This is a genomic window from Streptomyces sp. NPDC055749, from assembly GCF_053617235.1.
On sequence record NZ_JBSHFH010000003.1, the window covers coordinates 80,432 to 99,890 of the forward strand.

Annotated in this window: 13 protein-coding genes; 12 read left to right on the forward strand and 1 reads right to left on the reverse strand. The window is 70.7% G+C overall.

What is annotated here, in order from left to right:
• Window positions 1-17 precede the first annotated feature (17 nt).
• From ligA to ACWGO0_RS03365, 12 genes are all read left to right on the forward strand, one after another.
• Entirely contained in the window at window positions 18-2,210 is a 2,193-nt protein-coding gene (gene ligA, locus ACWGO0_RS03310; RefSeq protein ID WP_453527227.1) for an NAD-dependent DNA ligase LigA, read from the forward strand.
• A gap of 318 nt (window positions 2,211-2,528) precedes the next feature.
• On the forward strand, window positions 2,529-4,694 hold the full coding sequence (locus tag ACWGO0_RS03315) for a putative bifunctional diguanylate cyclase/phosphodiesterase (RefSeq protein WP_453527230.1): 2,166 nt from the start codon (window positions 2,529-2,531) through the stop codon (window positions 4,692-4,694).
• A gap of 108 nt (window positions 4,695-4,802) precedes the next feature.
• Window positions 4,803-5,099 carry an Asp-tRNA(Asn)/Glu-tRNA(Gln) amidotransferase subunit GatC gene (gene gatC / locus ACWGO0_RS03320; RefSeq protein ID WP_003966094.1) on the forward strand — a complete coding sequence of 99 codons (297 nt, stop codon included), beginning with the start codon at window positions 4,803-4,805 and terminating at the stop codon, window positions 5,097-5,099.
• Window positions 5,100-5,104: 5 nt separating this feature from the next.
• On the forward strand, window positions 5,105-6,607 hold the full coding sequence (gene gatA, locus ACWGO0_RS03325; protein ID WP_453527233.1) for an Asp-tRNA(Asn)/Glu-tRNA(Gln) amidotransferase subunit GatA: 1,503 nt from the start codon (window positions 5,105-5,107) through the stop codon (window positions 6,605-6,607).
• A gap of 5 nt (window positions 6,608-6,612) precedes the next feature.
• Complete coding sequence (locus ACWGO0_RS03330) at window positions 6,613-6,846, forward strand: hypothetical protein (RefSeq protein WP_453527543.1); 234 nt, start codon at window positions 6,613-6,615, stop codon at window positions 6,844-6,846.
• Window positions 6,847-6,862: 16 nt separating this feature from the next.
• Window positions 6,863-8,371, forward strand: coding sequence for an Asp-tRNA(Asn)/Glu-tRNA(Gln) amidotransferase subunit GatB (gatB, locus tag ACWGO0_RS03335; protein WP_453527236.1), 1,509 nt, complete (start codon window positions 6,863-6,865; stop codon window positions 8,369-8,371).
• A 238-nt stretch (window positions 8,372-8,609) separates the two neighbouring features.
• Window positions 8,610-10,721: a phosphocholine-specific phospholipase C gene (locus ACWGO0_RS03340; RefSeq protein ID WP_453527239.1), complete on the forward strand. Its 2,112-nt coding sequence runs from the start codon at window positions 8,610-8,612 to the stop codon at window positions 10,719-10,721.
• Between the two features lie 252 nt (window positions 10,722-10,973).
• Window positions 10,974-13,220, forward strand: a complete 2,247-nt coding sequence (locus ACWGO0_RS03345; RefSeq protein ID WP_453527242.1) for an MMPL family transporter — start codon at window positions 10,974-10,976, stop codon at window positions 13,218-13,220.
• 20 nt (window positions 13,221-13,240) lie between these two features.
• Complete coding sequence (locus tag ACWGO0_RS03350; RefSeq protein ID WP_453527243.1) at window positions 13,241-13,795, forward strand: GNAT family N-acetyltransferase; 555 nt, start codon at window positions 13,241-13,243, stop codon at window positions 13,793-13,795.
• Between the two features lie 82 nt (window positions 13,796-13,877).
• Entirely contained in the window at window positions 13,878-14,546 is a 669-nt protein-coding gene (locus ACWGO0_RS03355) for a hypothetical protein (RefSeq protein WP_453527245.1), read from the forward strand.
• 294 nt (window positions 14,547-14,840) lie between these two features.
• Complete coding sequence (locus ACWGO0_RS03360; protein ID WP_453527247.1) at window positions 14,841-15,014, forward strand: hypothetical protein; 174 nt, start codon at window positions 14,841-14,843, stop codon at window positions 15,012-15,014.
• 47 nt (window positions 15,015-15,061) lie between these two features.
• Window positions 15,062-18,142 (forward strand): helix-turn-helix transcriptional regulator, encoded by a 3,081-nt coding sequence (locus ACWGO0_RS03365; RefSeq protein ID WP_453527546.1) that lies wholly within the window; start codon window positions 15,062-15,064, stop codon window positions 18,140-18,142.
• 37 nt (window positions 18,143-18,179) lie between these two features.
• On the opposite strand, the gene ACWGO0_RS03370 is transcribed toward ACWGO0_RS03365, so the two are convergent.
• On the reverse strand, window positions 18,180-19,343 hold the full coding sequence (locus ACWGO0_RS03370) for a PQQ-dependent sugar dehydrogenase (protein ID WP_453527549.1): 1,164 nt from the start codon (window positions 19,341-19,343) through the stop codon (window positions 18,180-18,182).
• Window positions 19,344-19,459 lie beyond the last annotated feature (116 nt).

Genomic DNA, 19,459 nt, shown 5'->3' on the forward strand with positions numbered 1-19,459 from the left:
AACGGGAGGACAGGACGATGGCCGGCGAACAGCAGGCGCAGCAGATCGCGGTGCCGGCGCAGGCACAGGAGCGGCACGCACTCCTCGCCGAGCAGGTCGAGGAGCACCGCTTCCGGTACTACGTGAAGGACCAGCCGGTCGTCAGCGACGCCGAGTTCGACCGGCTGATGCGCGAGCTGGAAGCGATCGAGGAGCAGTATCCACAGCTGCGTACGCCGGATTCGCCGACCCAGAAGGTCGCCGGGCCGTACCGGACGGAGTTCACCTCCGTCGAGCACCGCGAACGCATGCTCTCGCTGGACAACGCCTTCGACGACCTGGAGCTCGCGGCCTGGGCCGAGCGCGTCGCCAAGGACGTCGGCAGGGGCGGCTACCACTTCCTGTGCGAGCTGAAGGTCGACGGCCTCGCGGTCAATCTCACCTACGAGCACGGCAGACTGACCCGCGCGGCGACCCGCGGCGACGGCCGCACCGGCGAGGACATCACGCCCAATGTCCGTACGATCGCCGAGATCCCGCACCGGCTGAAGGGCGAGCGCATCCCCGAGCTCGTCGAGATCCGCGGCGAGGTGTTCTTCCCGATGGAAGCCTTCGAGGAGCTCAACGCCCGGCTGGTGGAGGCCGACGACAAGCCCTTCGCCAACCCGCGGAACGCGGCGGCCGGCTCCTTGCGGCAGAAGGACCCCAAGGTCACCGCCACCCGCCCGCTGCACATGGTGGTGCACGGGATCGGTGCCCGCGAGGGCTTCGCCATCGACCGTCTCTCGCAGGCGTACGACCTGCTGCACGAGTGGGGCCTGCCCACCGCCAAGCACAACAGGGTCGTGGACTCCATCGACGGCGTACGGGAGTTCATCGCCTACTTCGGTGAGCACCGGCACTCCGTGGAGCACGAGATCGACGGCGTCGTCGTCAAGCTCGACGAGATCCCGCTCCAGGGCCGGCTGGGCTCCACCTCCCGGGCCCCGCGCTGGGCGATCGCCTGGAAGTACGCGCCGGAGGAGGTCAACACCAAGCTGGTGAACATCCGGGTCGGCGTCGGACGCACCGGCAGGGTCACCCCGTACGCCCAGGTCGAGCCCGTCGAAGTAGCCGGTTCCGAAGTCGAGTTCGCCACCCTGCACAACCAGAACGTGGTGAAGGCGAAGGGCGTCCTCATCGGCGACACGGTCGTGCTGCGCAAGGCGGGCGACGTCATCCCGGAGATTCTGGGACCGGTCGTCGATCTGCGCGACGGCAGCGAGCGGCCTTTCGTGATGCCGGCCGAGTGCCCCGAGTGCGGTACGGCGCTGCGCCCCATGAAGGAGGGCGACATCGACCTCCGCTGTCCCAACGCCCGTTCCTGCCCGGCCCAGTTGCGTGAGCGTGTCGCCTATCTCGCGGGCCGCAAATGCCTGGACATCGACCACTTCGGCTATGTGGCCGCCGCTGCCCTGACCAAGCCGCTGGAGCCCGCCGAGCCCCCCCTGCTCGACGAAGGGGACCTCTTCGGGCTGACGGTCGAGCAGCTCCTGCCGATCCGGGCCTATGTCCTGGACCAGGACAGCGGACTGCCCAAGCGTGACCCGAAGACCGGCGAGGAGAAGATCGCCACGGTCTTCGCCAACCAGCAGGGCGAGCCGAAGAAGAACGCCCTGGGGATGCTGGAGGGGATCGCCGCGGCCAAGGCGGCCCCGCTGGCCCGGATTCTCACGGGGCTCTCGATCCGGCACGTGGGTCCGGTCGCCGCCGAGGAGCTGGCCCGTCAGTTCCGTTCCATCGACCGGATCGACGAGGCGTCGGAGGAGGAGCTCGCCGCTGCCGACGGGGTCGGTCCCATCATCGCCGCCTCCGTCAAGGAGTGGTTCGCACAGGACTGGCACCGCGAGATCCTGCGCAAGTGGCGGGAGTCCGGGGTCCGTATGGAGGACGAGGGCGCGGGCCAGGACGAGGGACCCCGCCCGCTGGAGGGGCTCACCGTGGTCGTCACCGGCACGCTGGCCTCCCACACCAGGGACGGCGCGAAGGACGCGCTGCAGAGCCGGGGCGCGAAAGTGACCGGATCCGTCTCGAAGAAGACCTCCTTCGTGGTGGTGGGGGACAACCCGGGCTCGAAGTACGACAAGGCGATGCAGCTGAAGGTGCCCGTGCTCGACGAGGACGGCTTCGCCGTCCTGCTCGGGCAGGGGCCGGACGCGGCGCGCGAGGCAGCGGTGCCGGCCGAGGGTTAGGGCCTGTCCGGCGGATCGATACGCCATCGACATGCCATCAGGGAGTGGCCGAGGAGGAGCGGGGAAAGAAAGCGGACAAGAGGGCGCGAGTGGTCCGGCCATCGGCCGGCGCCACCCGTTCGGCGCATACCAGAAGCTGACGGATCGCCGGTTCGCATTCGAGCAAGAGCTGTAGAGCGCTGCCCGTGGAGGCCCTCCGCGGCCTACTGTTGAGCGTGCACCTGCCGTGCACGGCTGCGTGGTGGGAATTGGTTCGTGGCGGCATGAAAGCGGCGGCCATCCTGTGACATCTGCACTGCCGGCTGTGAGAGGGACGGAATGAAACCGACCGAGAGCGCCGCACCGGTGTCGCGGCTGCAAGGTTTCGTCGGCCTCACGCCCCGGGTGGGAGCCGTCGTTGTGGCGATCGCGACCATCCAGCTCGCGACCGGCTTCTACCGCACGGTGCAGGACGGTCACGCGCTCTTCCCGGACGGCACGGCGGGCTGGTCGCTGGCCCTGCTCACCGGAATCATCGTCGGCCACCTGGTCGCGCTCGGGCGCGACCGCTGGTGGGGCGGCACGGGTTCCGGGGCCGCTCTCACCCTGGCCGTGCTGCTCGTCTACGGCTGGGTGCCCGCGGGCCTGGTCAGCCTGGTCGTCGTGGTGCTCGTCGGGACGGCCCGCCGGCACCGCTGGTGGCAGGGGATGCTCCACGGCGCCGTGGACATACTGGGCATCGGCGCCGCGGCCCTCGTCCTCGCCGCCTTCGGCGAGGTGCCGACCGTCGAAAGGCCCTGGCGGCCACTCGACTGGGGCATCGACGCCCTGCCGGAAGTGTTCCTCGCCGCCTCCACCTATCTCCTCGTCACCCGGGTCCTGCTGTGGTACGCCCGCGCGCCGCAGGGCGGCGGGCTGCCGACGATCGCCCGTACGGCCCTGCTCCGCCAGGGACTTGTGGCGGTCGCCCTGCTCGGGATCGCCCCGCTGATCTGCGTCGTCGCCGTGGCCATGCCCGTACTGCTGCCGCTCTTCGCCGTTCCGCTGATCGCCCTGGACTCCACGCTCTGGATCGCCCGCGCACGGGCCGAGGAGCAGCTGCGCGACCCGCTGACCGGGCTGCCCAACCGGCAGTGGCTCCTCGAAAGGACCTGGACGGCGCTGGAGGAGGCCGAGAGTATCGGCTCCCGGTCCGCGCTCGTCCTGATCGACCTCGACCGGTTCCGCGCGGTCAACGACACCCTCGGCCATCTGGCCGGGGACCGGCTGCTCCTGCAGATAGCGGACCGGCTGCGGCTGGCCCTGCCCCGCGGCGCGGAGGCCGCGCGCCTCGGTGGCGACGAGTTCGCCGTACTGCTGCCGACCGCGGACTCCACGACGAGCGCCCAGCGCGTGGCCCGTCATCTGGTCGCGGAGCTGTCGTCGCCGCTCGACCTCGACGGCCTCACCCTGGTGCTGGAGGCGAGCGCGGGGGTCGCCGTCTACCCCGACCACGCGCTGGATGCCGAAGGGCTGCTCAGACGCGCGGACGTGGCCATGTACCAGGCCAAGCGGGACCGTACGGGCGTCGAGGTGTACGAGTCGAAGCGGGACAGCAACACCCCGGACCGGCTCGGCCTGCTCGGTGATCTGCGGCGCGCCCTCGACGCGGGCGAGGTGGAGCTGCACTACCAGCCGAAGGTGCGCTTCGACGGCCAGGTGGCCGGTCTGGAGGCCCTGGTCCGCTGGGTGCACCCGGAGCGCGGGCGGGTCCCCCCGGACGAGTTCATCGCGATCGCCGAGTCCTCCGGCCTGATGCCCCACCTCACCGAGTACGTCCTGGAGACGGCGCTCGCCCAGGTCGCCCGCTGGCGGGCCCAGGGGCTGTACGTACCGGTCGCGGTCAACGTCTCCCCGCGCGACGTCCACACGCCCGGTTTCGCGGGCAGCGTCGCCGCCCGGCTCGCCCGGCACGGCGTCCCGGCGGGCGCCCTTCAGCTGGAGATAACGGAACACGTGCTGCTGGAGGACCCGCAGCGCGCCGCGGACACGCTCGCCGGGCTGACCGGGCACGGCGTGAAGATGTCCCTGGACGACTTCGGCACCGGCTACTCCTCGCTGGTCCATCTCCGGAAGCTGCCGGTCAGCGAACTCAAGATCGACCGTTCGTTCGTCGCCCGGCTGGCCATCGACAACGAGGACGCGGAGATCGTCCGCTGCACCATCGACCTGGCGCATTCACTCGGCCTGCTGGTCGTGGCGGAGGGCGTCGAGGACGACGAGACCTGGGAGCGGCTGCGGGACCTGCAGTGCGACGCGGTGCAGGGCTGGCTGGTGGCCGCCGCGATGCCGCCGCAGGAGACGACGGCCTGGCTGCGGGCGCGCGGCGAGCACGGGTGGCGGCGGCCTGCGGAGCTGGAGGCGGCGGCCAGGGCCGCGGCGGCGAGTGGTGCGGCGGTGGTTCCCGAGCTGGAGCACCGGCCCACGGGGCGTGCGGTGTCCGGGCCCGCGGGGGTCGACCGGTAGCCCCCGGTGGCCGCTTTGTGCGCAATCTCGGGGCGGGCTTGAATTTGAGGCCCGGGCGACCCCATAGGATTGGGCCAAAACCACACACCAAACCCTGAGGATCGCTGCATGCCTGGCATCACGCGCGAGGAGGTCGCCCACCTCGCCCGGCTGGCGCGTCTGGAGCTGAAGGGCGAAGAGCTCGATCACTTCGCCGGTCAGCTCGACGACATCATCGGCGCGGTCGCCCGCGTCTCCGAGGTCGCCGACCAAGACGTACCGCCGACCTCCCACCCGCTGCCGCTGACCAACGTCATGCGCGCGGACGAGGTCCGTCCGTCGCTCACCCCCGCGCAGGCGCTCTCCGGCGCCCCGGCCCAGGAGCAGCAGCGTTTCAAGGTGCCGCAGATCCTGGGGGAGGACTAAAAGTCATGACGGACATCAGCACCATCATCAAGCTGACCGCAGCCGAGATCGCCGCGAAGATCGCTTCCGGTGAGCTCACGGCCGTCGAGGTCACCGAGGCCCACCTGGCCCGGATCGACGCGATCGACGAGAAGGTCCACGCCTTCCTCCACGTCGACCGCGAGGGCGCGCTCGCGCAGGCCCGCGCCGTCGACGCCAAGAGGGCCGCGGGCGAGAAGCTCGGCCCGCTGGCCGGCGTCCCGCTCGCACTCAAGGACATCTTCACCACGAAGGACATGCCGACCACCGTCGGCTCGAAGATCCTCGAGGGCTGGATCCCGCCGTACGACGCGACGCTGACGCAGAAGCTCAGGGCCGCCGACGTCGTCATCCTCGGCAAGACCAACATGGACGAGTTCGCCATGGGGTCCTCCACCGAGAACAGCGCCTACGGCCCGACCGGCAACCCGTGGGACCTCACCCGCATCCCGGGCGGCTCGGGCGGCGGCTCCTCGGCCGCGCTCGCCTCCTACGAGGCCCCGCTCGCCATCGGTACGGACACCGGCGGCTCCATCCGCCAGCCCGCGTCCGTCACCGGCACCGTCGGCGTCAAGCCCACCTACGGCGGCGTCTCCCGCTACGGCATGGTGGCGTTCTCCAGCTCCCTCGACCAGGGCGGCCCCTGCGCCCGTACGGTCCTGGACGCGGCCCTGCTCCACGAGGTCATCGCAGGACACGACCCGATGGACTCGACGTCCATCGACGCCCCGGTCCCGCCGGTCGTCGAGGCCGCGCGCAACGGCTCCGTACAGGGCATGCGCGTCGGCGTCGTCAAGCAGTTCTCGGGCGAGGGCTACCAGGCCGGTGTCGTCCAGCGCTTCAACGAGTCGGTCGAGCTGCTGAAGTCGCTCGGTGCCACGATCGTCGAGCTGGACTGCCCGTCCTTCGACCTGGCCCTGTCGGCGTACTACCTGATCGCGCCGTCCGAGTGCTCCTCGAACCTGGCCCGCTTCGACGCCATGCGTTACGGCCTGCGGGTCGGCGACGACGGCACGAAGTCCGCCGAGGACGTCACCGCGCTCACCCGCGAGGCCGGCTTCGGCGACGAGGTCAAGCGCCGCATCATCCTCGGTACGTACGCGCTCAGCTCCGGCTACTACGACGCGTACTACGGCTCGGCGCAGAAGGTCCGCACCCTCATCACCCAGGACTTCGCGAAGGCGTTCGAGCAGGTGGACGTCATCGTCTCGCCGACGACGCCCACCACCGCCTTCCCGATCGGCGAGCGTGCCGACGACCCGATGGCGATGTACCTCGCGGACCTGTGCACCATTCCGACCAACCTCGCGGGCAATTCCGCCATGTCGCTGCCCTGCGGTCTGGCACCGGAGGACGGCCTGCCGGTGGGGCTGCAGATCATCGCGCCCGCCATGAAGGACGACCGCCTGTACAAGGTCGGAGCCGCCGTCGAGGCCGCCTTCGTGCAAAAGTGGGGACACCCGCTGCTTGAGGAGGCTCCGTCGCTGTGAGTGCCATGGCAAAGAAGGCCAAGAACTTCAAGAAGTCGAAGACCGGGCTGTACGTAGCGCTCGGCAGCACCGCGTTCGGTGCGATCAGCGTCGCCAAGCAGGCGAAGCTCGCGCGCAACGACAACGACATGCTGCGGCTGATCGACGCCGCGGTGTCCGCCGCGGCCATCGTCACCGGCCTCGCGATCCTCTATCGCGAACTGAAGCGTCTCGGCGACGACGACGTCCTGCTGGGCTGAGAGGGAAAGTTTCACCGTGACTGTCATTGACCTGGAGTCGTACGAGGACGCCCTCGCGACGTACGACCCCGTCATGGGCCTCGAAGTCCATGTCGAGCTCGGCACCAAGACCAAGATGTTCTGCGGCTGCTCCACGGAGCTCAAGCAGGACGCCAACTCGCAGACCTGCCCGGTCTGTCTCGGGCTGCCCGGCGCGCTGCCGGTCGTCAACGAGATCGGCGTCGAGTCCGCGATCAAGATCGGCCTCGCACTGAACTGCGAGATCGCCGAGTGGTGCCGCTTCGCCCGGAAGAACTACTTCTATCCGGACATGCCGAAGAACTTCCAGACCTCCCAGTACGACGAGCCGATCGCCTTCAACGGCTATCTGGACGTCCAGCTGGAGGACGGCGAGATCTTCCGCGTGCAGATCGAGCGCGCCCACATGGAGGAGGACACCGGCAAGTCGACGCACGTCGGCGGTGCCACCGGCCGTATCCACGGCGCGTCCCACTCCCTGCTCGACTACAACCGCGCGGGCATCCCGCTCATCGAGATCGTCACCAAGCCGATCGAGGGTGCGGGCGAGCGCGCTCCCGAGGTCGCCAAGGCGTACGTCGCCGAGCTCCGCGAGCTCATCAAGGCGCTCGGTGTCTCGGAAGCCCGGATGGAAATGGGGCAGATGCGCTGCGACGTGAACCTGTCGCTGCGGCCCCACGGCCGCGAGGCGTTCGGTACGCGCTCCGAGACGAAGAACGTGAACTCGCTGCGTTCCGTCGAGCGTGCCGCCCGCTTCGAGATCCAGCGCCACGCCGCGGTGCTCAACTCCGGCGGCACGATCGTGCAGGAGACCCGGCACTTCCACGAGGAGGACGGCTCCACCACGGCCGGCCGCATCAAGGACAACGCCGAGGACTACCGCTACTTCCCGGAGCCGGACCTCGTGCCCGTCGCCCCGGCCCGTGAATGGGTCGAGGAGCTCCGCAAGGGCCTCCCCGAGCTGCCGCGGCTGCGCCGCGCGCGGCTCAAGGAGGAGTGGGGCGTCTCCGAGCACGACATGCAGTCCATCCTCAACGCGGGCGCGGTCGACCTGATCGTCGCCACGACGGAGGCGGGCGCTCCGGCGGACCAGGCCCGCAAGTGGTGGATGGGCGAGCTCGCCCGTAACGCCAACGAGACCGGCCGCGGTCTCGACGAGCTGGGTGTCACACCCGCGCAGGTCGCCAGGGTCGCCGAGCTCGTCACCTCGGGCGACCTCAACGACAAGCTGGCCCGCCAGGTCCTGGAGGGTGTCCTCGCGGGCGAGGGCGACCCGGACACCGTCGTCGAGAAGCGCGGCCTGAAGGTCGTCTCGGACGAGGGTGCGCTGGGCACGGCCGTGGACGAGGCCATCGCCGCCAACGCGGCCATCGCGGACAAGATCCGCGGCGGCAAGGTCGCTGCGGCCGGTGCGCTCGTCGGCGCGGTCATGAAGGCCACCCGCGGCCAGGCGGACGCGGCGCGTGTGCGCGAGCTGATCCTGGAGAAGCTCGGCGTCGAAGGCTGACCTTCCGGCGTACCGATGTACGCGAAGGGGCGGTGCACCCGGATTTCCGGGCGTGCCGCCCCTTCGCGCGTTCCCCTTCGCGCACCCCGCGACACCGCGCCCGGACGTGTGGGGTCCCGGGCGGAGTTGGACTTTTCGGGCCGCCTGTTGGACGTTCACCGCTGTGCCGTACGGCGGTCTTCCGGCCGCCACCTCGCTTGGTTAGTTTCCCGCCGTACGACCGATTCGGGAGGCTCACTTGACCACGGACATTTCACGGCGACGGCTCTTCGCACTCGGAGGCGGCGCGCTCGGCGCAGCGGCAGCCGGATCGTTCCTGCCGCCATCGCTCCAGGCCGCCATCGCCGCGCAGCCCGCCGCCCCGGCGGGGTCCGGCGGTGGGCTCGACGACATCAGGCACGTGGTGATCCTGATGCAGGAGAACCGGTCCTTCGACCACTACTTCGGGATGCTGCGCGGTGTACGCGGCTTCGGCGACCGCAACGCCATCGAGCTCCCCTCGGGGAAGCCCGTCTTCGAGCAGCCGGGCCCGCTGGGCACGACCGTGCTGCCGTTCCCGGTGCGCGGGGCCGCCGAGACGCAGAAGAAGGACCTCCAGTACATCGGCGCGCTGGACCACTCCTGGAGCGGCGGCGGCCGGGCCTGGGCCGGCGGGTGGATGAGCGGCTGGGTGACCACGAAGACGGCCGCCACGATGGCGTACTACGACCGCCGTGACATTCCGCTGCACTACGAACTGGCCGACACCTTCACGGTGTGCGACGCCTACCACTCCTCGATCCACACCTCGACGAGCCCCAACCGCAACCACCTGTGGAGCGGGAAGACGGGTTTCGAGGCGAGCGGCAAGCGGGCCGTCGGCAACGACGCGTACAACGAGGGCACACACCCCGGGTACGGCTGGAGCACCTACGCGGAGCGTCTTGAGGCCGCGGGGCACAGCTGGCAGACGTACACGGAGTGGGAGAACTTCACCGACAACCAGATCGAGTTCTTCGCCACCTTCAAGGCGATTGCCCGCAAGGCCCTCGCGAAGACCGGCGGGCACACGTTCATGGAGGCCTTCTACGCGGACGTCCGTGACGCGGCCGACACGAACGAGCGGGAGCGTCTGCTCGGGCTGCTGGAGGAGGGCGTCGCCACGCTGTCCGATGCGGAGCGGAGCCTCTTCGAGCGCGGGCTGCGGCGGGTGGAGACGGGCACACTGGCCGACCGGTTCGCCGAGGACGTGGCCGCGGGGACGCTGCCCGAGGTCTCCTACCTGGTGCCTTCGGCCGTGGACTCCGAGCACCCGAGCGTGTCCTCCCCGGTCCACAGCGCGACGATCCTGTACAAGGTCCTCGACGCGCTGGGCAGGAACCCCGAGGTGTGGCGGCACACCGCCGTCCTCATCAACTACGACGAGAACGACGGTTTCTTCGATCACGTCCCGCCGCCGGTCGCGCCTCCCGAGGCGGCCGAGGAGTGGTGGGAGGGCAAGCCCACCGGTCTCGGTGTGCGGGTGCCGCTCCTCGTCGTCTCGCCGTGGACCATCGGGGGCTACGTCTGCTCCGAGGTCTTCGACCACACCTCCGTGATCCGCTTCCTGGAGCGGTGGACCGGGGTGAAGGAGCCGAACATCGGCGAGTGGCGGCGCGCGGTCACCGGCGATCTCACCTCCGCCTTCGACTTCTCGCGGGGCGGGCGGCAGCCGGAGGTGGACCGTCCTGCGGCCATTCCGCCGTTCAGCGGGCGCTGGCAGCCGAAGCCGCCGGCCGTCCAGCGGATGCCCGTACAGGAGCCCGGGACGCGCCCCGCACGGCCGCTGCCCTACCAGCCGGACGCGCAGGCGTGGGTCACGGACGGGGCGGTGCAGGTGGACCTCAGCAATACGGGGCGCTCGTCGGCGCACTTCGCGCTCTATCCGTACGCCGGTGAGTTCCCCGCCCCGCAGCACCGGGATGTAAGGGGCACGGCTCAATGGACGGTGCCCCTTACCGGGGACGCCTACCGGTTCACGATCACCGGGCCGAACGGCTTCCGCCGCGAGTTCGCGGGCACGGCCGGTGGCGACGCGGAGGTCGGCTCGCGGCTCGACGCCCACGAGCGCGACCTCTACCTCACCCTGCGTAACACGGGAGAGCGGACGCTCACCTTCACCGTGCGGCCCCTCGGGTACGTCGACGAGGAGGACCTGCGCGGCTGGACCCGCCGCATCACGGTGAAGCCGGGCCGCAGCCGTACGGTCGTGCACTCGGCGGCCGACGCACGCGGCTGGTACGACCTCGCGGTCACGGTCGACGGGGACGCGGCGTTCCGGCGGCGGCTGATGGGCCACATCGAGAACGGCAGGGCGAGCGTCTCGGGCTAGGGGGAAACGCTCAGTGGGCGGGTGCCGGACCGGCACCCGCCCATTCGTGTGCCATGGGGCCGGTGAGACCGGTGGGGCGTGTAGGGAAGAGATCAAGCCCTGTGAGCATGGCCACGAAAGGGGCAAAGGATCACGTTTGGCTGTCAGAGTGACTGTTCTCAGGTCATGTGTTCTTTAAAGGGACGTTTCGGTTATCTACTGATTTCGGTTACCTCCTGATAAAGATCCACGAACCCCCAGGGAGCACGTACGTTGGCTGCCATTGCCCGCTGGTGTCTCAGGCACCGGCTCGTCGCCGTCCTCATCTGGCTGTTCGCCCTCGGTGGCGCAGCCACCGCAGCGGGTTTCGCGGGTTCGGCCTACTCCAACGACTACGAGGTGCCCGGCACCGAGTCCGGTCGTGCCACCGAACTCCTCCAGCAGGGCTTCAAGGATCTCGGCGGTGACACCGACACCGTCGTCTGGCACACCAGCGGCTCCACCGTCCGGGCCACCGACGTCGAACAGACGATGACCAAGACCCTCCACGCGATCGAGGAACTGCCGGGAGTCGGCGGCGTCACCGGTCCCTACGGCTCGGCCGGCGCCGCGCAGATCAGCGCGGACGGCCACACCGCCTACGCCACGGTCACCTTCGACCAGCAGGCCGACGACATCGCGCCCGAGCAGGCGCAGGCCCTCGTCGACACCGCGAAGGCGGCGGAGAGCGACGGACTGGAGGTCGAGCTCGGCGGCACCGCCGTCGCCCTCACCGAAGCGCCGTCGGTCCACCTCAGCGAGGCCATCGGGGTCGTCGTCGCCGCGGTCGTCCTCTTCCTCGCCTTCGGCTCGCTCGCCGCGAGCATGCTGCCCATCGCCACCGCGCTCGTCTCCGTCGGCACGGCCTACGCGGGCATCGTGCTGCTCGGCCATGTGATGACGGTCGCCGACTTCGCGCCGATGCTCGGCATGCTGATCGGGCTCGGCGTCGGCATCGACTACGCGCTGTTCATCGTCACCCGGCACCGCAGAGGACTGCGGCGCGGTCTGTCGGTCACGGACGCGGCCCAGAACGCCGTCGCGACGACCGGACGGGCCGTCGTCTTCGCCGGGGCCACCGTCTGTATCGCGCTGCTCGGCATGCTCATCCTGCGGCTCGGCTTCCTCAACGGCGTCGCGATCGCAGCCTCGCTCACCGTCGTACTGACCGTCGCCGCCTCCGTGACCCTGCTGCCCGCACTGCTGTCCTTCATCGGAATGCGTGCGCTGAGCAGGCGCGAGCGCAGGGAGCTCGCCGAGAAGGGGCCGCAGCCCGAGCTGCCCATCGGCTTCGCGGCCCGCTGGTCCGCTTTCGTGGAACGGCACCCCAAGCTGCTCGGGGCGGTCGCCGCCGTCGTGATGCTGGTCCTGGCCCTGCCCACGTTCGGTCTGCATCTGGGCACGTCCGACCAGGGCAACAACCCCGCCACGGCCACCACCCGGCAGGCGTACGACCTGCTGGGCGAGGGCTTCGGGCCCGGGGTCAACGGGCCGCTGACGATCGCCGCGCAGCTGGACGGCGCGGACGACCGGCTCGCCCTGGACGCGCTGCCCGCCACGCTGCGGGGCACCGAGGGCGTCGCGTCGGTCAGCCCTGTGACGTACAACAGCAGCGGCGACACGGCGTTCGTCACCGTCGTACCGGACTCGGCGCCGCAGTCGCAGCAGACCAGCGAGCTGGTCGACCGGCTGCGGGCGGACGTGCTGCCCGAGGCGCTGGACAACACCTCGCTCCAGGCGCATGTGGGCGGTGTGACAGCCAGTTACGACGACTTCGCCGAGATCATCATCGGCAAGCTGCCGCTCTTCGTCGGCGTGGTCATCGCGCTCGGCTCTCTGCTTCTGCTGCTGGCCTTCCGTTCCCTCGGCATTCCGCTGAAGGCCGCCGCGATGAACGTGGCAGCCGTCGCCTCCTCCTTCGGGGTCGTGGTCGCGATCTTCCAGTGGGGGTGGGGGAGCGAACTGCTCGGGCTCGGCAGCGCGGGCCCGATCGAACCCTTCCTGCCGGTGATCATGGTTTCGGTGCTCTTCGGGCTCTCGATGGACTACCAGGTCTTCCTGGTCGGCCGGATGTACGAGGAGTGGCTGGAGACCGGCGACAACCGGCGGGCGGTCCGGGTCGGCCTCGCCGAGACCAGCCGGGTGATCAACTCGGCAGCCGTGATCATGATCTCGGTCTTCCTCGCCTTCGTGCTCAGTGGTGACCGCGTCATCGCGATGTTCGGTATCGCGCTCGCCGTGGCGGTCGCACTGGACGCGTTCGTCCTGCGCACGCTGCTGGTGCCGGCGCTGATGCACATGCTGGGCGGCGCGAACTGGTGGCTGCCCGGCTGGCTGGACCGGCGGCTGCCGCGGATCAGCATCGAGGCGCCGGACTGCGGCGTGGACCATGCGAAGATCCCGGGGACGCGGACGAGCGAGGACGGCGAACCGGTGTCGCAGCCCGTTGAGCCCGTTCAGCCCGTTCAGCCCGTTCACTGAGATGAGACCGAAGGAGCACGATGTTCGCGATATCCCTGGGTGACGACGGGGCGGAGCTGCGCCCGCTGGAGACCTGGCAGGCGCAGGAGTTCCTGAGCCATATGGACCGGGCGCGCGGGCTCGTCGACCCCTGGATCCCGTTCGCCGCAGCCGCCACCGACCTCGATTCGGCGCGGGCCCTGCTCCAGCGGTACGCGGACAGCCAGGCGGCCGACACCGGACGGCTCTACGGCATCTGGCTGGACGGCACGCTGGTCGGCGGAGTCCTCTTCCGGATCTTCGACGCCAGAACCGGCAACTGCGAGGTCGGCTGCTGGCTCGAACCGGCGGGGGAGGGGCGTGGCCTCGTCACCCGGGCGATGCGGAAGCTGATCGACTGGGCGGTCGACGTACGTGGCATGCACCGGGTGGAGTGGGTCGCCTCCTCGGCCAACACGCGCAGTGTCGCGGTCGCTAAGCGGCTCGGGATGACGCTCGACGGTGTGATGCGCGAGGGCTACCTCTACCAGGGGACGCGGCACGACTCGGAGATCTGGGCCGTACTGGCGCCGGAATGGCGTGCTCAGCGGGGCTGACGGCGGTGCTCAGCGGGGTTGACCGCCGTGCGGCGCCAAAACGTTAAGAGGGTTCTCATCCGGGACACCTAGCGTGCGGCGCATGAACACCTCCTCCCCCAAGACCTCCACCGCTCCCGCCGTCGACGACGACCGCGAGGAGACCACGGCGACCGACGAGAGCGCCGTGAAGGACACCAAGGACATCAAGGACACGAAGGACGTCAAGGGCGCGGAGGCCCCTGCCGGGGCCTCCGCCACCGATGCCGACACCGATGCCGACACCGACGCCGATGTCGCCGACGATGACGACGCGGACCTGGAGCTCGACGCGTACGACGAGGCCGAGGCGACCGCGGCCTCGGGGTTCGGCGCGGGCGCCGCGGCCGTCGTAGCCGCCGGGCTCGGCGTCGTCTCGCTCACGGGCGGCTGGACCAGCCGGATCGCCGCCGAGCGGGAGACCCTGATCGGTCAGATCAAAACCTCCGGTGGTGGCAGCCCCGCCCAGCAGATCTCCGAGATCTACGCGGACGCCTGGCACACCACCGCCCTGGTCAACGGCCTGTTCGCACTGGTCGCCCTGCTGGTCGGCGTGTTCGTCCTCGTACGCCCGGCCTTCGGAGCGCCCGCCACGCGCCCGCAGCCCGGCTGGATCCGCGCCGTCGCCCTGGCGGGTGTCGTGCTCGGCGTACTCGGTGTACTGATCTCCGTCGGCATGTACTTCGACCTGTTCCTCTCGCTGCCCAGCGCGGGCGCACCGGCCGGCGGCTGACGGCGGTCGCCATCGAGGCACCGGCCGGAGCCGACGTACGGCCCCGCGTCCGGTGTCCTGGTGCGCCCGCAGCGGCAGCCGTAGCCGCTGCCGCCGCCCTAGGGCATCCGCCTGGCCTCCGCGGCGCGGTGTACGGCACCGGCCGAGCGCGTCTAAGGCCCCCGCCCCGCGGAGATGCGGCACTCGCCCGATGTGACGACACCCCCTGGTGAACGAGAGTTGTGGCACGGCCGGAACCGGCCCCCGGCCACCGGCCGGGCAGGCCCCCAGGCCGTCGTCACCAGGGAGATAACCATGTACGCGTACGAACTCCACCAGATCCAGGCCGCCGAACTGATGCGCCGGGCCGAGGCGCAGCGCCTGGCGCGGCAGGCGGTGCTCGCCCGTCGCGCGGAGCGCCGTTCCGGACGGGACGACACCGAAGGGCGGGTGAGCGCGGACCCGAGTCGCTTCGCCCACGCCGCGTAGCGATGGCGGCCCTCCTTCCGGCTGCCGTGGTATCGGACCGGTGTGCGATGCTCGGCGGCGTGGAGACCAAGTCCGTCAGCCCCGTGTTCATCGGCCGCGCCGACGAGCTCGCCCTGCTCACCGACGCGCTCGTACGGGCCTCGGCGGGCGAGCCGCAGGCCTTGCTCATCGGTGGCGAGGCGGGCGTCGGAAAGACCCGTCTCGTCGAGGAGTTCCTCGCGGTGGCCGACCGCCGCGACGCGGTCGTGGCCGTCGGCGGCTGCGTCGAAATCGGCGCGGACGGGCTGCCGTTCGCCCCGTTCGCCACGGCACTGCGCGCCTTGCGCCGCACCCTGCCCGAGGAACTGGCCGAGGCGCTGGCCGGCCAGGAGGGCGAACTGGCCCGCCTGCTCCCCGAACTCGGCGACACCGGCAGCGAGTCGGACGACGAGCACGGCACCGCCCGCCTCTTCGAACTCACCGCACGCCTGCTGGAACGCCTCTCCGCCGAACGCGCCGTCGTCCTCGTACTTGAGGACCTGCACTGGGCCGATGCCTCCACCCGTCACCTCCTCGCCTATCTCTTCCGCACCCTGCGCAGCGGTCGCCTCACGGTGATCGGTACCTACCGCGCCGACGACATCCACCGCCGTCACCCCCTGCGCCCGCTCCTCGCGGAGATGGACCGGCTCCGCGCCGTCCAGCGCATCGAACTCGCCCGCTTCACCCGGCCCGAGGTCCGGCGCCAGCTCACCGGCATCCTCGCGGCCACCCCCGAGTCCGCCCTTGTCGACGAGATCTTCGACCGCTCCGACGGAAACGCCTTCTTCGTGGAGGAGCTGGCCCGCAGCGTCGAATGCTGCGGCGACGGCTCCGGCCTCTCCGACTCCCTCCGCGATCTACTCCTCGTACGCGTCGAGGCCCTCTCCGACGACGCCCAGAAGATCGCGCGGATCATTGCCGAGGGCGGCTCCACCGTCGAGCACGAACTGCTCGCCGCCGTCGCCGGTCTGGCCGATGACGACCTCATCGAGGCACTGCGCACCGCCGTCGGCGCCAACCTGCTGCTGCCCGCACCGGACACCGACGGCTACCGCTTCCGGCACTCCCTCGTCCGCGAGGCCGTCAGCGACGACCTGCTGCCCGGCGAGCGCTCGCGCCTCAACCGCCGCTACGCGCAGGCACTGGAAGCCAACCCCTCCCTTGTCCGCGACGACGAACGCGCCACCCGGCTCGCCAGCTACTGGTACGCGGCCCGCGACGCGGCGAAGGCCCTGCCCGCCGTACTGAAGGCATCCGTCGAAGCCCGCCGCCGCTACGCCCACTCCGAGCAGTTCCGCCTGCTGGAACGGGCCATGGAGATCTGGGACGACGTACCCGAAGACGTACGCGACACCCTGCGCCCCCTCGACTACGCGGAGGCCTACCCCGCCTGCGGGTGCGACCCCGCGACCACCCCGCTCCGCTATCTGGACCTGATGGCCGAAGCCACCGTCGCCGCCCGCTTCGGGGGCGACCGCGAAAGGGCCCTGGCCATCTCGAAGAAGGCCATCCGGGTCCTGGAAGGCGAGGACGACCCACTGCGCGCCGCCTGGTTCTGGGTGCAGCGCTCCCGCCTGATGCAGGACCTCACCCGCGGCGACGGCCGCGAGGAACTGGCCATCGCCCAGGACCTCGTCCGTGGCCTGCCCCCGTCCGCCGTGCACGCCGACGTCCTCACCAGCGTCGCCAGTTGGGGAGCCCTGCACCGGCCCGGCGCCGAGACACTCGCCGCCGCCGACCGCGCCGTGGAGTACGCACAGCTCGTCGGTGACGAACACATCGAGCTGTACGCCCGCCTCACCCGGGGCTGGCTCACCGCCGACGCCGGCGGCGTGGACGAAGGCATCGCCGAGCTGTACGCCGTCCGCGACCGGGCCGAGGAACTGCACCTGGTCGGGATCATGGGCCGTGCGAGCATCAACCTTCCCTCCACGCTCGAATCCATGGGCCGCTCCCTGGAGGCCGTGGCCGCCGCCGACCACGGAATCGAGGTCTGCCACAGCCACGGCATCGCCGACACCGAAGCCTGGGTCCGCTCCAACCAGTCGCAGTCCTTCTTCTCCCTCGGGCACTGGGACGAGAGCGGGCGGGCCGCCGACGCGGCCGCCCTGATCGCCCGCTCCCGCAAGGCCCGCGGACTCGTCGCCGCCCGCCGTACCGAACTGGCCATCGCACGCGGCGACTTCGCCGAGGCGGAAGCCCAACTTGCCCTCACTCAGCGCCATTTCGGTCAGCTCGACCCGCAACCGCAGCACGTCATCACCCCCGCCCGTCACACCATGACCCTGGCCGCACAGCAGGGCCGCCTCCCCGAGGCCCGTGCCGCGTTCGAGGCGCAGGCCGGGCTCGGCTTCCCACCGGGCACCCAGCGGTACGCCCTGCCGCTGCTCCATGTCGCCGCCGCGACGGAGGCCGACGCACGCGGCCTCCCCGCCGCCGAACCCGGACGCCCCGCGATCCTGGAGCTGATCCGCACCCACCTCAAACGGCTGCCGATGCTCGTCCCCGTCTGGGCCGCCTACGGCATGCTCGTCGAAGCCGAACTGGCCCGCGCCGAAGGCACCGACACCCCCGGTCACTGGTCCCGTGCCGCGACCGCGTTCGCTCCGCTCCAGCGGCCCTACGAACTGGCCCAGATCCACCACCGCTGGGCGGAAGCCCTCCTCACCGTCCAGGGCGACCGCCCCTCCGCGACCCCGCTGCTGCACGAGGCCCACGCCGCCGCGCTGCGGCTCGGGGCACAGCCGCTCACCGAGACCATCGAGCTACTGGCCGGCCGCGCCCGCATCGCACTCACCGCTCCCGGGCCGCCCGGTGAGCCGCAGACCCACCCCGCTGTTCTGGTCCCCGCCGCGGATGCCGTGGCCACGGAGGGGCAGGACCCGGCCGTGGCCGCCGTCGAGTCCTTCGGGCTGACGCCACGCGAACGGGACGTGCACCAGCTGGTGGCCGCCGGTCACACCAATCGAAGGATCGCCGAGGAGCTGTACATCTCGCCCAAGACGGCGAGCGTGCACGTCTCCAACATCCTCGCCAAGCTGGGGGTGTCCAGCCGTGGCGAGGCGGCAGCCCTCGCGCACCGCCTCCGGCTGTACCCGGCGCGCTAGCCCAATGGCCTTACGGGCTTGAGGAGTTACGGCGGTGCTAGCGCACCTCCAGCAGCAGAATTCTGTCGTCCCCCTGCTTCGGGCTGCCGCGGCCGTCCGTACTGCTGGTGACCAGCCACACTCTGTCGTCGCCCGCGGCGAGCACGGTCCGCAGCCGGCCGTACTCCCCGCTCAGAAACGACTGGGGCGCCGCCAAGGGTTCCTGGTCGGACGTGCCCGAGAGCGGAATGCGCCACAGCCGCTCGCCGCGCAGCCCCGCCATCCAGATCGAACCGTCGGCGAAGGCGATCCCGCTCGGCGATGCCTCTTCCGTCTTCCACTGGGCGACCGGGTCGATGAATCCCTTCTCGCCCTGCTTGCCCTCCACGTCGGGCCAGCCGTAATTCCCGCCCGGCTCGATCCGGTTCAGCTCGTCCCAGGTGTTCTGGCCGAATTCGGCCGCCCAGAGCCGCTTCTGCCCGTCCCAGGCCAGCCCCTGCACATTGCGGTGCCCGTACGAATACACCACCGAACCGGCCTCGGGATTGCCGTGCACGGGCTCGCCGTCGGGTGTCATCCGCAGGATCTTGCCGCCCAGCGACTCCTTGTCCTGGGCCAGTCCCGTGTCCCCGGTCTCGCCGGTGCCCGCGTACAGCATGCGGTCCGGGCCGAAGGCGATCCGGCCGCCGTTGTGGACGGAGCCCTTGGGGATGCCCCGCAGGACGGTGTCCGGGGCGCCCAGCTGCTGGCCGGCCGGCTTCCGCTCCTCGTACAGCATGCGGGCGATGCGGTTGTCGGACTCGGTCGTGAAGTACGCGTACACCAGACGGTCCGCGCCGAACGTCGACGAGACGGCGAGGCCCAGCAGTCCGCCCTCACCGCCCGGCGCCACCCCGGGCACGGAGCCCAGCAGCGTCTTCTTCCCGCTCTCCCCGTCGATCAGGGTGATCGTGGCATCGTCGCGGGAAGCCACCAGCAGATCACCGTCGGGCAGCGCGGCCAGGCCCCACGGGCTCGCCAGCCCTTCCGTGAGCGTCGAGACGACCTTCACCGAACCCTTGGCGGGCGGCAGATCCGAGGCAGTCCCGGAAGGAGGGGGAGCTGACGAGGAGGCGGACGACGGCGACGAGTCGCCCTCCCGTCCCGCCGGACCCCCCGAGCCGTCGTCGGACGAACAGGCGGCGGACAACAGCAGCGAGGCCGAGGCCAGCGCGGCCACCACCCCTTTACGGACAACAGGGGAGAGGGGGGAAGAGACAGCAGATCCGAACACAGCAACGATCCTTTCGACGGCCGCACCACTACTGTTCCTACACCGCAGCCCCGCCCCGAGTTCCC

Bases quoted from the DNA above. Each gene is read 5' to 3' on its own strand.
- gatA (WP_453527233.1), top strand. From the start codon at position 5,105: ATGACGGACATCAGCACCATCATCAAGCTGACCGCAGCCGAGATCGCC.
- ACWGO0_RS03365 (WP_453527546.1), top strand. From the start codon at position 15,062: ATGCTCGGCGGCGTGGAGACCAAGTCCGTCAGCCCCGTGTTCATCGGC.
- gatC (WP_003966094.1), top strand. From the start codon at position 4,803: ATGCCTGGCATCACGCGCGAGGAGGTCGCCCACCTCGCCCGGCTGGCG.
- ACWGO0_RS03330 (WP_453527543.1), top strand. From the start codon at position 6,613: ATGGCAAAGAAGGCCAAGAACTTCAAGAAGTCGAAGACCGGGCTGTAC.
- ACWGO0_RS03315 (WP_453527230.1), top strand. From the start codon at position 2,529: ATGAAACCGACCGAGAGCGCCGCACCGGTGTCGCGGCTGCAAGGTTTC.
- ACWGO0_RS03350 (WP_453527243.1), top strand. From the start codon at position 13,241: ATGTTCGCGATATCCCTGGGTGACGACGGGGCGGAGCTGCGCCCGCTG.
- ACWGO0_RS03360 (WP_453527247.1), top strand. From the start codon at position 14,841: ATGTACGCGTACGAACTCCACCAGATCCAGGCCGCCGAACTGATGCGC.
- ACWGO0_RS03355 (WP_453527245.1), top strand. From the start codon at position 13,878: ATGAACACCTCCTCCCCCAAGACCTCCACCGCTCCCGCCGTCGACGAC.
- ligA (WP_453527227.1), top strand. From the start codon at position 18: ATGGCCGGCGAACAGCAGGCGCAGCAGATCGCGGTGCCGGCGCAGGCA.